Raw genomic sequence first — 14,063 nt, 5'->3', positions numbered from 1 at the left:
GCTGGATGCTTATTCATCCGGCGCATTCTTTTGTAAAGGGTAAGGATTGTAAGGAGTAAGGGGGAAGATCTCCAATCTCCAATCTCCAATCTACAATCTACAATCAAAAACTCGTGTCGATCATCTCTTCCCTGCCCGTTTCTGAACTCTTGTACAAGGCATCGAAGATCGCATTGAGGATGAGCCCATTCTCTCCCGGAACAGGTGAGGGCTTGTTCTCCAGAATAGCGTTGACGAAGGCCTGAACCTCGGCAGTGTGTGAAGATTCCACTCGCGGGACATTGATCGGTTTCAGATTGAAAAGCTGCTTATTCTGCTCAGTATAAAGCTCAATGGGATTTTCCCCGTAAGGGTTGACAGTCGCTCCTGACTTTGTCCCAAAGAGGTGAGTTCGGAACGGATCTCCATCGAGGTTCGCCATAAACGAACTCTCCAGATTCACGACCGCGCCGTTGTCGAACTTGATGAGCCCAACCGCAAAGTCCTCTACGGTGTACTTCGTCCGGTCGTAATCGCCCCAGTTGTTAAAGAGGTCGGGGTTTGTGCCGAGCACGTCCCAAGTCTTACCAAACGCCGACACGGGTTTGGGATAGCCCATCAGATACAAAGTCAGATCAAGGATGTGTACGCCAATGTCGATGAGCGGACCTCCGCCCTGCTTCTCCTTGTCGATGAAGACGCCCCAACCCGGAACACCACGCCGACGAAGCGCCCAAGCCCGCGCGTAATAAATGTCTCCCATGTGCCCCGCGTCGATGTACTCCCTCATAAACCTTGCTGGACCGCCAAATCGAGATTGGAGCCCGACCATCAGAATCTTGTTGTTGTCCTTGGCAGCACGGCACATCCGGCGCGCTTCATCGGAGTTCATGGCAAGGGGCTTTTCGCAAAGCACGTGGACACCCGCATTCACCGCATCGACTGTTGGATCGACATGGTAAGCGTTTGGCGTGGCAACTGAAACAGCATCAAGTTCGCCTTCAGCCAGCATCTTGCGATAGTCGGTGGTGACGTTAGGAACGTTAAACTTCTCTGCGGCAGCCTTGGCAGTGTCTGGGTTCACATCACAGACCCATGTCATTTCACAAAGGTCAGGCATGCTTGCATAGCCTGGCATGTGGCATCCTTGGGCGATTCCGCCACTCCCAATAATTCCGATTTTCAGCTTCTTGGACATGAATAAATCAACCCGCGTATGAGGGGCTCCGAACGCAGAGAATACTCGAAAGGAACTCTGGGAATGACATGATTCAACGGAGAATCCATCAAGCTAGTTTGTGGGTTCGGTGGCAGCTTCTTGACCCGACTCTCCAGGCTCGTCGTCGGGCAGTGGTTGGGGTCCTTGACGGAAGGCAAGCCAGCCGCCAATGATAGCGATCAGGGCAAGCCCCGTCCAGAAAACCAGCGGCTTCATTTCGGGAATCGTAAAGCCCAGCGGGTTCAGCGGGTTACGCTCGTTGAACCACCGAACGCAGGTGTGTCCGCCCAGGAACAGTAGTTTTATGCCCGCCCAGCCCACAAGGATGTACGCCACATGGTCGAGCATGGGGTACTTCTCCAAGAGTCGGAGAAACACGTTTGCGATAAATCTCAGCAAGACGATGCCAAGCACTGCGCCGCAGTAAACGACCCAAATCTTATCGCGATGGGGCTCTATGGCAACGGCGACGAGGATGCTGTCGATCGCGAACGCGAGATCAGCAAGCTCCGCGTAGAGGACTGTCACCCAAAAGCTCGCCCCTGCAAGCCCTTTCGCCTTTGCACCACCGCCATTTGTGTTCCAGAAGTGCTTGACCATCAAAAAGATCAAGTAGGCCGCACCGATGAGCTGAACCCACCATAAGCTGATGATGAGGTTAGCAGCGAGGATGGCTCCCAAGCGGAAGGTGAACGCGCCCGCCATGCCATAAAAAAGCGCTTTGCGTTGAAGTGGCTTTGGGAGATGACGGACGATAATCGCCAGGATGAGTGCGTTATCCGCCGAGAGAAGCGCCTCAAGCAGGATCAGAAAGGCAACCTTTCCTAAGTCCGACGTCTCAAAGACCTGGTTAAACATGGGAATACAGACTCACGAAACCGACGAATTCGGCCCGTAATGGCTGACATTCTGCCACAATTCCGCCGGTTGATGGATCAAGCCCCATATTGAGGATACTTATGCCTACGTACGTTTACGAATGCTCATCATGTAATGAAACTTATGAGGTCGAACAAAGAATCACGGAAGACGCTCTGACCGATTGCCATTGTGGAAGCTCAGGCACGGTGAAGAGAATCATCCAACCTGTGGGCATCGCTTTCAAAGGCGGGGGATTTTATGTAAACGATGGGTCTTCAAAAACCCCGACCGCTCCCTCGGACGCTCCTGCCGCCGAAACAAAATCAGCAAAAGCGGAGGCTAAAGAAACGCCCAAGGCCGACGCCACGCCAACTTCAACTTCCAGCGACACAACTGCCCCAGCAAAGGATAAGTAGCCTGTTTCGGCTCGATCCTGGCGGATTCGTTTATCCGATTTTCCGAAGACACTCGTCGATCTTGGGCTGGACCCGCTCGCGCAGGAGTGGATCAAGAGCCATCGACCTGCGGAAATCCTCCAATGCAGTCGCGTAGTTCCCCTGCTTTAATAGGACATCACCCCTTGCGAAGTAGGTGTAAGGGTCGTATGGGTCGAGTCCGATAGCATAAGTGAAGGCATCTACCGCGCCAGCGGTTCGGTCAAGCTGCATTCGGTACAACCCGAGATACTGCCAATAATTCGCTACCATCGGGTTCATGGACACCGATTTTTCGTAGTCGTCGATGGCCTCGGCGAACCGACGCATACTCGCGTATGCCTGCCCTCGAATGGAGTAGGCGAATGCGCTTTCGGGACTGTATTGCACACCCTTGGTTGCGTCGGCTACCGCCCCTTCCGGGTCGGTATCGAGTCGAAGATTTGAGCGCAGGAGATAGGATTCGGGGCTCTTGGGGGCCAGCTGAATCCCTTTGTCCGCCGATGCCCGGGCTTCTTTCAAGTAGCCAAGCGACCCCTGGGCAACCCCCTGCCAGTAGTAGCCGCGCGCGTCTTTGGGCTTGGCCTTGACGTAGCGCTGGGCATCAGTGAGCATGGTCTTCCAATCCTCTTGGTAGAGCGTGGCGCGCATTTTGAGCAGGAGGACATCACTTGCTGTAGGGTTCCGCTTGAGGATTCTCTCAACTTCGGCAGCCGCCCCTTTGTAATCTTTCTTGGATAGCAGGAAAGCGATGGTGCCATAGCGTCCTGATATGATCTCGCCATTGGCAATCTTGTCTCCGTTTACAAACGCGGCAGGTCCGCCAGACGAAATCTTGCCCGTCTTGCTTCCAGCTGCACTGCGAACACCTTTAGCGCGGGCTGCGGAAACCACTTTCGCCGAACCCGCTTGACCGTAGAGGGTCGCGCTGGAAAAGATACCGCCCCAAACATTGACCTCTCGCATCCCTCCATCCTTGACGATCCGCTGCCCGATGGGCGTAAAGGTTCTTTTAAAGTCGTAATGCTGCACAGAGAGTGGAGCAATATTGTCCACCACTTCTTGGACAATGTCCTGACTGGGATCTTGCTTTAAGATCGCGAGAGCTGTTGCCAGTCCAAAGATTTGCCGCAGTTTATTAAGCTGGATTTCGGGATGCTCTTCCTGGATTCTTGCCAAGTGGCGTGTGACATTTGACGCGAGGCTCTCCATCATGCCCCGTCCAGGTCCTGATGAAGCTCCTGTGCCGCCGATTGACATCGGCTCAGTTCGTACCACGGGCTCCGCAGCGAACCAATAGATCGAAAGACCATCGCCTCGCTCGACCTCGATATCCGCCGGAAACAGCTCTTTCGGCACGAACCAAAACCGCGCCGCGAAACCACCGACCGGTCCAACTGCCTCGCTGAGCAGATCGGGCAGGCTTTTTACGCCTTGGGTGCGCAGGTGGCCCATTATCACACCTTTGAGGGCGTAGTCGATCTCAAGCAGTCTTAGCGATAGGAGCGTGTCTTGAAAGGAATCCGGGAGACCGCCGATACGCCCCCTGTGCGGTTGCGTGAAGTCAAATGGGTCGGGATCAATGCTCACGTACGGCGTCGTTCCCAACTTGCCGATGGAGGCGCACAGTGCGATGAGATTATCAGGATCGATGGGAGTATGCCCAGAGACAATGGACCCGATGAGAAGCACATCCCGGCTCACCTTATCGACTGCGACGCCATGAATGTCGGTCAAGCGGTTCAGTTGTTCCCCTCTCGCGAGCTTCTTGATCGATACCACAGCAAATGAAGTGAGTCTGTCGGCGTTCGGTTCTGGGGCTTTGGCGATGGCAGCGGCAAGGTCGGGAACATCCGCACGAACCATGACTCCACCGACTTTCTCCGCAGCGACCTTGCTTGCGTAGGGCGCGACCTCTTTGCAGCGTTTGCCCCACTTTACGAGGTCGATCTCGATCTTTGCGGGGCCGAGTTTCAATCCAATTCCGACCGGTCCCTTCTCATCGTTTCCAATGTTGATGCCGATCGAGTAGAACGTCTCCTCCAAACCGGTTTCAAGTTGGAGCCCCTTGACGTTGTCGTATTTGAACTTGCCACCAACACCCGTTCCCTTGAGATAGATCACACCGTTGCCGGATACCTTCTTCCCGTCGGGGCCGTATTTGAACTCGCCCGCGATCGCGACAGCGGTGCTTTCATTCTTTCCAAGTCCAGTCTCAATGTTCACATTAAGCGTATCGCCCGATTCAAATCCGCTGACAACCTTGAGGTAGGAAGGCAGGGGTCCGGCGGTTGAGGTGAACGCTTTTGGTTCGACTTTGAGGGTGATTCCCCACTTCTGGTAGGTGTTGGCGAGCCCGCGCAATCGCTGACTGTATTTGTCCCAACTCTCGCCTTGGCCTCGGGGGGTAAAGGCGAGCGCCTGACCGGAGATCAGAACCAGCGCTCCGAGAAGCGTCAGCTTGGCGGCGAATCTAAATCTGTAGCGGTTCATGCTTACGTCAAGTGTAAGCCAGAAACAGTCGATTTCCGACCGGATTTGTATGTCTGCAATCGGTGAGGAAGACTACTTGCGATCTCGTTTACTTGGGCAATGAGGCACGGAACTTAGCGAGTTCGTCTTTTGTCGTCGGCACTTTGATTTCGCCCGACTTCACCTTTTCCGCCACAGCATCGATCTTCGCCAGATTCTCATCGCCGATGATCTCCTTTGTAAACCTCATTGGGCTTAGGCCAACTCCACCGCTCGCCAGGTCATAGACCTTGATCTCAGGCGAAAAATTCCCTTCTTTGAGGTCCTTAATCGTTGAGAAAACAGCCTCATCGACGTTCTTGATCATAGAGGTGAGGATGATGCCCTCATAAAGCTCATCCTGATCGCTATCGACTCCAATGGCGTATCTTCCGCGCTCATGGGCAGCGTTGAATACTCCTATCCCGGCTTTGCCTGCGGCGTGATAAACGATGTCTGCCCCTTGAGTGTAGAGCGAGATGGCCGCGATCTTGGCAAGGTCGGCATTATTCCAGCTATCTGCGTACTTATCGGGGAGCATCTCCACGCTCGGATTGGCTAAATACGCCCCGGCAGCGTAGCCGCTGTAAAACTTCTCGATCAGACTGATTCTCTGCCCGCCTACGAAACCGAGCTTGTTCGACTTGGTCATGAGCCCGGCAAGGTAGCCGGCAAGAAAGCTTCCCTGCTCCTCATTGAAAATAAGGGAGCGGACGTTCGGGAGCTCGACGGGAACGTCAACGATGGCGAAGTTTGTCTCGGGAAATTTCGAAGCGCTGGCACGAAGCGCGGTCTCCATATTCACGCCAACGGCGATGACAAGATCGCAGCGAGCCTCGGCAAGTGCGGAAAGGTTCGTCTCGTAATCCTTCTCGCCCTGGCTCTGAATCTCTTTATGCTCGACACCAAGCTCTTTGATCGCCTTATCGATTCCACGAGCCGCGCTGGCGTTGAATGACTTATCGTTCTTGCCACCGGAGTCATAAACGATCCCGATAAGCAGCTTCTTTTCGGCGCTGCCGGTCGAAGAGCCGTTCTGAGCCTCTTTGTCTCCGCATCCGAGCGCACATAAGACGGTCAGTGTGAGCACAGCAAGCCCTATCAAACTCCATCGTTGTGTGTTGTGTCTCATGTTCCTAGCCACCCTTTCACGAGCAAGGTAAAATCTTGTCCAAGTATGGCGCAGTCTGTGTGTTATGATGCACCGGCGTACGCCCGAACGAGGAGTTTTCGTATTGTTGACCTGTCACCTGACAAAGCTTGAAACCGCGGTCGATCAAATTAAGAAGGCCTATCCGAAGATGAAGCCGACCGACGCTGCGCTGATCGCATCGGCGCTCGTCATCACCGGGCGTCACGCTATCGCCCACTACGAAGGCGAGAACTACTACTGGCCCGCCGATTACACCAAGCTCACCTCAGCGATGGTCAGCCACATCAACTCCATCTCTGACGAACTTGAGCCGCCGAAAAAGACCAAGACGGCTGTCGAGGAAGAAGCGGTTGTCGTTACCGTCGGCCTCAGCCCGAACTACACGGCGGGCGAGGAGAGATTGCTGGACCGGAAAGACCTCAAGGCAACGCTTAGCGACGTTCTCCAGGCTGGCGTTGAGTTTGTCTACTCCCCCACCGACGTAGGCTGGCAATGGGCGCTTGAGCGTGCGAATTGGAGCACGGTCACCGGCACCGAGGTAAGCAAGCGGATTAAGATCAAGGCGAGCTTTACAGAAGGTGCGGTTGGTGTTGAAATGGGCGCGACGACCAAGAAGCGTCCGGCAAGCCGAAAGAAGAACATCCCACCACCCCCTCCCACTCAGCCTGAAGCTGAAGAGGAAGCCTCTGGAGACTCTGCTTCGGAAGAGTAAGAATTCTCGTCGCTAACAGCTGGCATCCAAGGCTTAAAGCTTTCGTAAAAACCACTTCAAAATGCGCCGCTCGATCGAGCGGCGCATTTTTTGTCCCGCCGACATATAGCCGAACTCGTGCGTGTCCTCATACTTCTCCAGGGCTTCCAGGACCCGCAGCTGCTTCCAGTACACCAGGAACTTGCTGTAAAAGTGAGCGTGGAAGATGTACGGCTCTACATAGCGCACGGCATGGCGTCGGCACACATAGTTGCATTCGTTGGTGAGCACGTTGCACCTTAGCTTCCCAATCAGCCCAATCCCAGAGTTCATATAATCGCTCTCCTCAGGGGCCAGATAGCCGAAGTTCTCCTTCGCCATCGTGATGCCGATCAGCGGCTCGTCGGGATAAAGCTTGCTCTTGCGCTTGAGGCCAAGCGCGTCGTACTGCGGGATCAGCTCACGCACCTTCTCAATAAAATCCAGGCACTCAGGCGTGCGCTCGTAATAGACAAACCCGCTGTTGATGCGCCCGATCCGCTCGATGCTGTGCTCCTTGAGCATCGTCGGCACGTCGCGATACCAAAAGCCTTCGGTCGTCCAGTGCCCCTGCACGACAAAGCCCTTCCCTTCGCACTCTTCAAACACGCGGTCCATGCGCTTGAAGACCAAGGAATCCGCGTCGATAAAGATCACCTGGTCGGCATCGGTCACGTCCAGTCCGTCCAGCTTGGTGCAGTAGGCGTACTCAATCGGCTTGGTCGGCGGGATCACATAGTCGTAATAGCGCTTCCAATCCACGCCCTCAATGTCGGTGATGATCGCCCGGGGCGTGAGATCACCGATCAATGCCAGCGAACGCGCCAGACCCAGCGCCATCTCGCCGTAGCGCGGATGCCCGATCGCCTGCGTGAGGATCACACGCTTCTTCTCGCTCACAGCTTCCCCGCCATCTTGAGGAGTCGGCGGTCGATGGACCGCCGCAGCTTCATGGTCGGACGCAGAAATCCAAACTCCGTCCGGTCTTCGATCTTCTCCAGCTTCTTCAGCTTGGCCAGCTCGCGCCAATAGATCAGGAAGTTGGAATAGCGCGAGGCATGGAAGATATGGGGTCGGAAGAAACGGGTGTGGTAGCTCCGGCTGACGAAGGAGCACTCAGCTCGCATCACATCCATTTTCAGCTTCCCTTTCAGCCCGACCGCCGTGTTCATAAAGTTCAGTTCCGCCGGAGCGACGTGCCCGATCCCCGTCTCCAGCATCGCGATCAGCACGCAAACCTCTTCCGAGGCATTCCCCCGGAACAACTCAAACCCGGTGCTTCGATAGTCTTCCTGAATCTCCAGCATCCGCTTGAGGAGCTTTTCATAGGCGGGCGTTCGTTCGTAGTAGATCATCCCACCGTTGAACCAAGGGGCTTTCTCAACCCCGAACTTCCGGCAAATCTCAGCAACGTCCGCCCCGTGCCAACTCCCTTCGCTGTGCCAATCGCCGTGGATCATGAAATCGCGGCCCGCGCCGTAGTCGAAGATCGGACCCATCCGGCGAAAGGCGAGACAGTCTCCGTCGATGCTCAGCACCTGATCGGCGTCCAGATGCTCGAAGGCGTACAGCTTGTCCAGCGCAGAGCGACCCCGCAAGGGCGGCAGCACGTAGTCGAAGTACCGCTTCCAGTCATAACCCTCGATATCGGTCACGACGGCGCGGGGGGTGAGGTCCCCGATCAGCGCCAGCGACCGCCCCAAACCCATCGCCATTTCCGCGAATTTGGGCTTGCCCGTGGCGACCGTGTAGATGACCCTCTTCAATTACAGCCTCTTGGTGATGTGGCGATAGACAAACCGGAATGCCTGCCTCGCCCGTACCCGCCACCAGGGTGTGTAGCCCTGCAGATGGCGGTCTTCGTAGCGTTCGAGACGTTTCAGCGCGTCAAGCTGACGCCAGTACACCGGAAAATGCCGCAGCGATAGGGCGTGGAATAGGTACGGCTCGACGAATCGGACCTTGTTCGACCGCACCAGATACCGGCACTCCCCGCGCTTGATGCTGATTCGAGGGAATCCGATCAGCCCGGACGCCGTGTTCTGAAAATCCATCTCTTCGGGGATGAGCGACCAGTTTGGGTCCTGCATCATCGCCAGCATCATCGTGACCTCTTCCGAAACCTTCCCCTGCCGATACCGCTCAAAGCCGTACTTGTCGTAATCCAGCGCGATGTCGCGCATCTTCGCGATCAGGGCTTGAGCTTCGGGGGTGCGTTCGTAGTAGATCAATCCTCCGTTGAACTTGGGGAGCCGGTCCTTCCCAAACCGCTGCATGGTTTCCACAACGTCCCCGCCGTGCCACTTGTCAGAGTTGACGTACCACCCTTGCACCCCCAGCGTCATCCCTTTGCAGTACTCAAAGATGTCGTCCATGCGCTTGAAGGCGATCATGTCGCAGTCGATGGCAAGGACGGCGTCGGCGTCGGTGTGATCAAGGGCCGTGAGCTTTTCCAGCCCGTCGCGGTCTTTGGGCGGTTGAATGACCTTGTCGAAGTAGCGGCTCCAGTCGTAGCCCTGGATGTCGGTCATGATGACCCGAGGCGTCGTGTCGCCAAAGAGGCTCAAAGAGCGCCCCAACCCCATCGCCATCTCGGCAAACGGCTTCCTGCCAAGAGCAACGGTGTAAACGATCCGCGTCATTCGATACGTCAGTTTACCGGGAGTCTCTTTGGGAGCGTTCACAAGTGGCCAGCAAAGGGTTGGCAGGTAGGCGGCAAGTAGCCCATGAGTTGGTGAAATGTAAAAGCAATCCGGAATTTGCCAAAGGAATAGCCGGACTTCCTCCATAACAACCACGAACACCCTGGCAGCCCAGAAGCGTCTACACCACAACAGACCACCTGCCGACCATCTGCCTAAAAAAATGATCATCCCAGCACAAAACGCGTTCTGGTACCCTAGCCCGGTGCGAAAGGCAATCTTTATCGCCGCTTGCGCGGTACTCGCCTCTATCAGCGTCGCCCAAACGCGTCAAGGCATCTACCGCCCCTTAAACAGCGCCGGACTTGCTTGGTCAATCAACGAGCACCACGGTCTGCACTGGGACGGCAAGCCTTACATCCCAGTTGGTGTCCGGCTCGGCCCGGACCTTGCCAATCTCGACGCGATCAAGGCCGCAGGAATCGGCGATGTGATTGTTGAGCTCCCAGCCAATGGCGTAGGCTGGAAAGATACGATCTCGCGGCTTGAAAGGGCAGGCATGCGCTACATGATTGCCATCACTTCGATCGCACCGCTAGCGACTGGCGTTGTCGTGGAGCCCCAGGGCTATCGATTTGTTGGGATCACGGAAACAAAGCGTATACGATTTCCCCTACCTGGCTGCCAGTACGCTTACATGGTCCTCGCGATCCGGTCGGACGGACAGATTCAAAAGACCGGGCGCGTAAAGATCGAAAACGGCTACTTCGATCAAGAGATCACGCCTCCCAACGACCTCGACCACGTCCTTCTTGTTTATCCCGAAACCATTAGCGCCGCTTATGTCGATTATTGGGGCGGAATGGATAACCATCGGGACGGGATTCTTACCGCTCTCAAGACGACGCCTCTGGGGATCGGATTTCGAGGGATTATCAACCCGATGGGGCAAACCGTAAAGCTCAAGTCCGAACGTGGGTTGGTTCCAACCAGTCCTCTCTTCCGATTTGAACTGGCGCAGTATCTGCAAGAACGATATCGGAATTTCCAGACTGCCGTGCGGTCCTGGTCACTCTCAACCCACGATCTGGATACCTTTAACGACCTATCGCGCCTCGTGCCGCTTTGGTCTGGCAATCGCGGTGTGGGGTTGCTTTGGGATACGGTGAGCAATCGCACTTATGCGTGCGACAATCGCAAATCGACTGTCTGGGAAGACATTGAAGCCGTCTTGCGCAATTCTCAATCTCGGCGACTCCAAAGATTGATCACAGCCATCAAGCAGGTCACCGACGTTCCGGTCATTCAAGAGTGGGCAGGATGGGCACCGGCATATGAGATGCAGGCTCCAGCGCTAGACGGGATCGGTGCCGTTGCAGAAGGCACGAGCCCCAGCCAACTGGCAAACTCGGTCGGAGGAGCGAGCAGTTCGATCTTGCGCTGGCGACAGCCGGGTATGTTCTTGCTCACCGATTACAATCTGGACATCGACAAGGAAGCTCCGGCGGCTCTTGGATTAAGCCTCGACGATCTTGCGTCGATGGGAACATGCGGCTGGTTTGTTCGATCTTCCAATCTCAGCGTCATCCAAACCGTCGGACAGGAAGCGCTTAAACGCTCAACCGATGCGAGCGTAATGCAATGGTCGCCGAAACCGCTTTATTATCCTGAGAGCGCCCACTACCCGGCCTCTTCGCAGCGATTGCCGGGTGGCTATTGGTGGCTGCCTGCGCCATTGCCGGGCAACCGGGTTGACTACGGGTCCGAAATATCGGGCTATCGTGTCGAAGCGCCGGACGGGGCATTCTATGTTCTTTGGAACCGCAATGGAGCCAAGCGAATCAAAATTCGATTCTTCGACCCCAAAAAGCCAGTTTTCGTGACGCTCGACGGTTCTGACCCCAAGCCCAAAATTCACCGCAACGCAGTTGAGTTGACGCTTGGCGAAACACCGATCCTCATCAGAGGCACAGACGAGATTCCAATTCCCGAGCCCTCTCTGAACGAGCTCGTCTTTAGAATGGGCCAGCTTTCCGCTCTTGCCGAAGGGATGCGCAACGATGTGCACGACATCATATTCCTGTTCCGTGATGCCTATTCGGGAGTTGATCGGAATCCTGGTGGTTCCTACACTGTCATGCGCGAGCAGTTCAATAAGCTCTCGTTGCGCTTGGCGCGATACAGCTGGATCGAAGCAGAAAGCTGCAAAGAGACGAATTTCAGCGAGGCAAAAAGCATTCCTGGCACAAGCAACGGACTTGCCCTTAGCCTACAAACGCAGATCGTTAGCCCCGACGCTGTGTATACAGCAGAGTACAGCCTGCAAGCACGGTCGCTCGAAGACGTGGATGTGTGGGTGTCGGCAAGAATTCCACGAGAGAATCGCCGCGACTTTTCGGTCGATGTCGGCGGGCAGATACTACGAATCCATAACGAAGGGCTTAGCCCATACAACGGCGGATTCATTTGGTATCGCATGGGAACGACCAAGCTCGCTCGCGGAGTCAATAAGCTGCTCCTTGAGATGCGCGCACCCGAAGGCGTGGACATGGCGGTTGACGCCATCCTCATCACCCAAGGTGGATTCGCGCCGAGAGGGCCGTTTATTCCCGACGCGATTCCGTTCGGTCCTACGCCCGATAAGCCCTTGAACTAAGGAGCCTTGCTCGTTTCGATGAACGGGTTAGGTCGAGTTTTGAACGACTCCTGCGAGAGTCGTTCTTGCTCGGTGTAGAGCTCAGGATCTAGGTCGGCTTTGCCGTAAAAGCAGTTCTCCTGAGCCATGCGAACGGCCCACCCGGCATCACCATAGCTGTAGTGCCACCATTCGTCACGACAGTTAGAAAAGCCTGCACTAAGCATGGCTTCCACGAGGATCATCCGCATTTTTGTCGCCTCTGGTGTTAGCCCATACGAATAGGTCGGAGCAGCGCGGAATCTGTCGTAAGGTGCCCAAACATCGATCTGTTCGCCTTCGTTGTCCAGCAAAACAACATCGACCGCTGCACCTGTGCAGTGCCCAGGCGGAGTAGGCTGATCGATGGGAGCCACAAACCTCAAGATGGTGCGGCGAAGCTGAGCGTAGTCGCGGTTAGGATAAGCAACCTTGGCACAGGCGAGCATCCAATCATAGATTCGAACTTGCCGCTCGAAAGGCCGCCATGCGTCAATGACTCCAAGTCGCATCCCCTCGGGCAGATTTTCACTTGCCTGGTGAAGCATTTCGCAAACGACCTTGCGCAAGTATGGGATGACCGTTGTTCGGAAGATAACGACCTCAGGCGCATATTCCAGAATCGGGACAAGCGGGTCGCCGTTCTCGACTTCACGAATCTTGTTGAGTGCGGAGATCGGCTCGGGTCGGCCTTTTGTGCGGTCCCATCGAACCGTCAACTCTGAGGCTCCTGCATTCCACCGCCACCACCACTGCCGGGAGGATTGGTTGCCGGTCCGGTCGGCTTCTTTACAGGGACGTCGATAGAGTCGTTGGCTTGCAGCACGATGTCTGCTTGTTTACCCTCTCGAATCTTGTTCAGGTCTACCTTCTGGCGCGTTAACGCGCCATTTACCCTACGCATGATCGATATCTTTCCGAGTTCGGCAAGGACAGTTGTTCCACCCGCCGCTTTTATCGCTTCGGACAGAGTCATTCCTTCGCGAAAGTCAAGCAAGCCTTGCTTCTTCACACCGCCATTGATGGTCACATACTGCGGCTCCGGCTTAAGAGGCACGATGACCACATCACCGGACTTGAGAGGAGCGTTGTAGTTGAGTTCAAAGTTGATCGTGTCTACCGGTTTGCCATCCCTTTCGATGCGAATCTTCTCGGCATCCGCACGATTCATCAACCCACCAGCCGATTCAATCGCCTCTTTTGCCGTGATCCCGGCACGGTAAGTGATCACACCGGGCCGATTCACGGCCCCGAGGATGGTGATTTGCGGCACGGAACTCAGTTCGGCGACAAACACCTGGTCGCCGGGCTTTAACTTCGTGTTGCGGGCAGCAGAAGCCGATAACGACGCATCAAGGTAGAGCAGACTTCCATCAATCGACCATATCTCTACATTTTCGAGATCGGCACGGTCAGTGGGCACGGCAAGGCTTAGGAGATCCCCAAGCGTCGCATCACGCCAGGCCTGGACAGAGCCAGCCTTTCTGAATGCCCCAGTAAAGCTGATGGGGTGGTCTTTTGTGACGATGCGGCGAACAAGAACTTCGGAGGGCTTGCCAAGTTCAGCGAGGGCCTTTTCGATCGCCGTACGAGTCTCCACTAATCCGAGTCCACTCACGGGCACGGAACCGAGATTGGGGATACGAATGGAACCATCCGACGTCACCAAAGCCTCGAAGGGCGGCTGGGCAGTTCCTGACAAGAGAATCTCGATGCGGTCTCCCACGTTGAGCGGACGGGATCGGTACCCTGTACGTGGCTCATGGGCTACGGCGAGCCCGAGACAAAACAGCAGTCCTATGAGAATTGAGATTTGCCGCACAGTTACATTTTAACGGATATGGTCGGTCAGTCGTGTCG

General features: G+C 55.6%; 12 protein-coding genes. 3 read left to right on the top strand and 9 right to left on the bottom strand.

Annotation, left to right across the window (positions count from 1 at the left end):
• Positions 1 to 103: 103 nt before the first annotated feature.
• On the bottom strand, positions 104 to 1,177 hold the full coding sequence (locus tag KF784_08080; protein ID MBX3119007.1) for a Gfo/Idh/MocA family oxidoreductase: 1,074 nt from the start codon (positions 1,175 to 1,177) through the stop codon (positions 104 to 106).
• A gap of 93 nt (positions 1,178 to 1,270) precedes the next feature.
• Positions 1,271 to 2,056, bottom strand: coding sequence for a hypothetical protein (locus KF784_08075; protein MBX3119006.1), 786 nt, complete (start codon positions 2,054 to 2,056; stop codon positions 1,271 to 1,273).
• 101 nt (positions 2,057 to 2,157) lie between these two features.
• Between KF784_08075 and KF784_08070 the strand changes: the two genes are divergently transcribed.
• Positions 2,158 to 2,475, top strand: coding sequence for a hypothetical protein (locus KF784_08070; protein ID MBX3119005.1), 318 nt, complete (start codon positions 2,158 to 2,160; stop codon positions 2,473 to 2,475).
• Positions 2,476 to 2,505: 30 nt separating this feature from the next.
• Here the strand turns inward: KF784_08070 and KF784_08065 are convergent, their stop codons facing one another.
• On the bottom strand, positions 2,506 to 4,986 hold the full coding sequence (locus tag KF784_08065; GenBank protein ID MBX3119004.1) for a tetratricopeptide repeat protein: 2,481 nt from the start codon (positions 4,984 to 4,986) through the stop codon (positions 2,506 to 2,508).
• 88 nt (positions 4,987 to 5,074) lie between these two features.
• A complete protein-coding gene (locus KF784_08060) occupies positions 5,075 to 6,136 on the bottom strand; it encodes a BMP family ABC transporter substrate-binding protein (protein MBX3119003.1) in 1,062 nt (353 codons plus the stop codon).
• Positions 6,137 to 6,239: 103 nt separating this feature from the next.
• On the opposite strand from KF784_08060, the gene KF784_08055 reads away from it, so the two are divergent.
• Positions 6,240 to 6,869: a hypothetical protein gene (locus KF784_08055; GenBank protein ID MBX3119002.1), complete on the top strand. Its 630-nt coding sequence runs from the start codon at positions 6,240 to 6,242 to the stop codon at positions 6,867 to 6,869.
• Between the two features lie 33 nt (positions 6,870 to 6,902).
• Here the strand turns inward: KF784_08055 and KF784_08050 are convergent, their stop codons facing one another.
• Genes KF784_08050 through KF784_08040 form a run of 3 tightly spaced genes read right to left on the bottom strand, consistent with a single transcriptional unit; the run spans position 6,903 to position 9,529 of the window.
• A complete protein-coding gene (locus KF784_08050; GenBank protein MBX3119001.1) occupies positions 6,903 to 7,787 on the bottom strand; it encodes a hypothetical protein in 885 nt (294 codons plus the stop codon).
• Positions 7,784 to 8,653: a hypothetical protein gene (locus tag KF784_08045; protein ID MBX3119000.1), complete on the bottom strand. Its 870-nt coding sequence runs from the start codon at positions 8,651 to 8,653 to the stop codon at positions 7,784 to 7,786. Before KF784_08045 ends, KF784_08050 begins: the two co-directional genes overlap by 4 nt.
• Complete coding sequence (locus tag KF784_08040; protein MBX3118999.1) at positions 8,654 to 9,529, bottom strand: hypothetical protein; 876 nt, start codon at positions 9,527 to 9,529, stop codon at positions 8,654 to 8,656.
• A 265-nt stretch (positions 9,530 to 9,794) separates the two neighbouring features.
• Between KF784_08040 and KF784_08035 the strand changes: the two genes are divergently transcribed.
• Positions 9,795 to 12,185 carry a hypothetical protein gene (locus KF784_08035; GenBank protein MBX3118998.1) on the top strand — a complete coding sequence of 797 codons (2,391 nt, stop codon included), beginning with the start codon at positions 9,795 to 9,797 and terminating at the stop codon, positions 12,183 to 12,185.
• Here the strand turns inward: KF784_08035 and KF784_08030 are convergent.
• Positions 12,182 to 12,922 carry a D-alanyl-D-alanine carboxypeptidase family protein gene (locus KF784_08030; protein ID MBX3118997.1) on the bottom strand — a complete coding sequence of 247 codons (741 nt, stop codon included), beginning with the start codon at positions 12,920 to 12,922 and terminating at the stop codon, positions 12,182 to 12,184. The genes KF784_08035 and KF784_08030 overlap by 4 nt on opposite strands.
• Positions 12,919 to 14,025 carry an SLBB domain-containing protein gene (locus KF784_08025; protein ID MBX3118996.1) on the bottom strand — a complete coding sequence of 369 codons (1,107 nt, stop codon included), beginning with the start codon at positions 14,023 to 14,025 and terminating at the stop codon, positions 12,919 to 12,921. The genes KF784_08030 and KF784_08025 overlap by 4 nt, the downstream gene beginning before the upstream one ends.
• Between the last annotated feature and the right edge of the window lie 38 nt (positions 14,026 to 14,063).

Source organism: Fimbriimonadaceae bacterium, from assembly GCA_019638775.1.
In the GTDB taxonomy this organism is placed as follows: Bacteria; Armatimonadota; Fimbriimonadia; order Fimbriimonadales; family Fimbriimonadaceae; genus JAHBTD01.
Note: the sequence above shows the minus strand (reverse complement) of the source record. Positions and strands in the feature narration are given on the sequence as shown.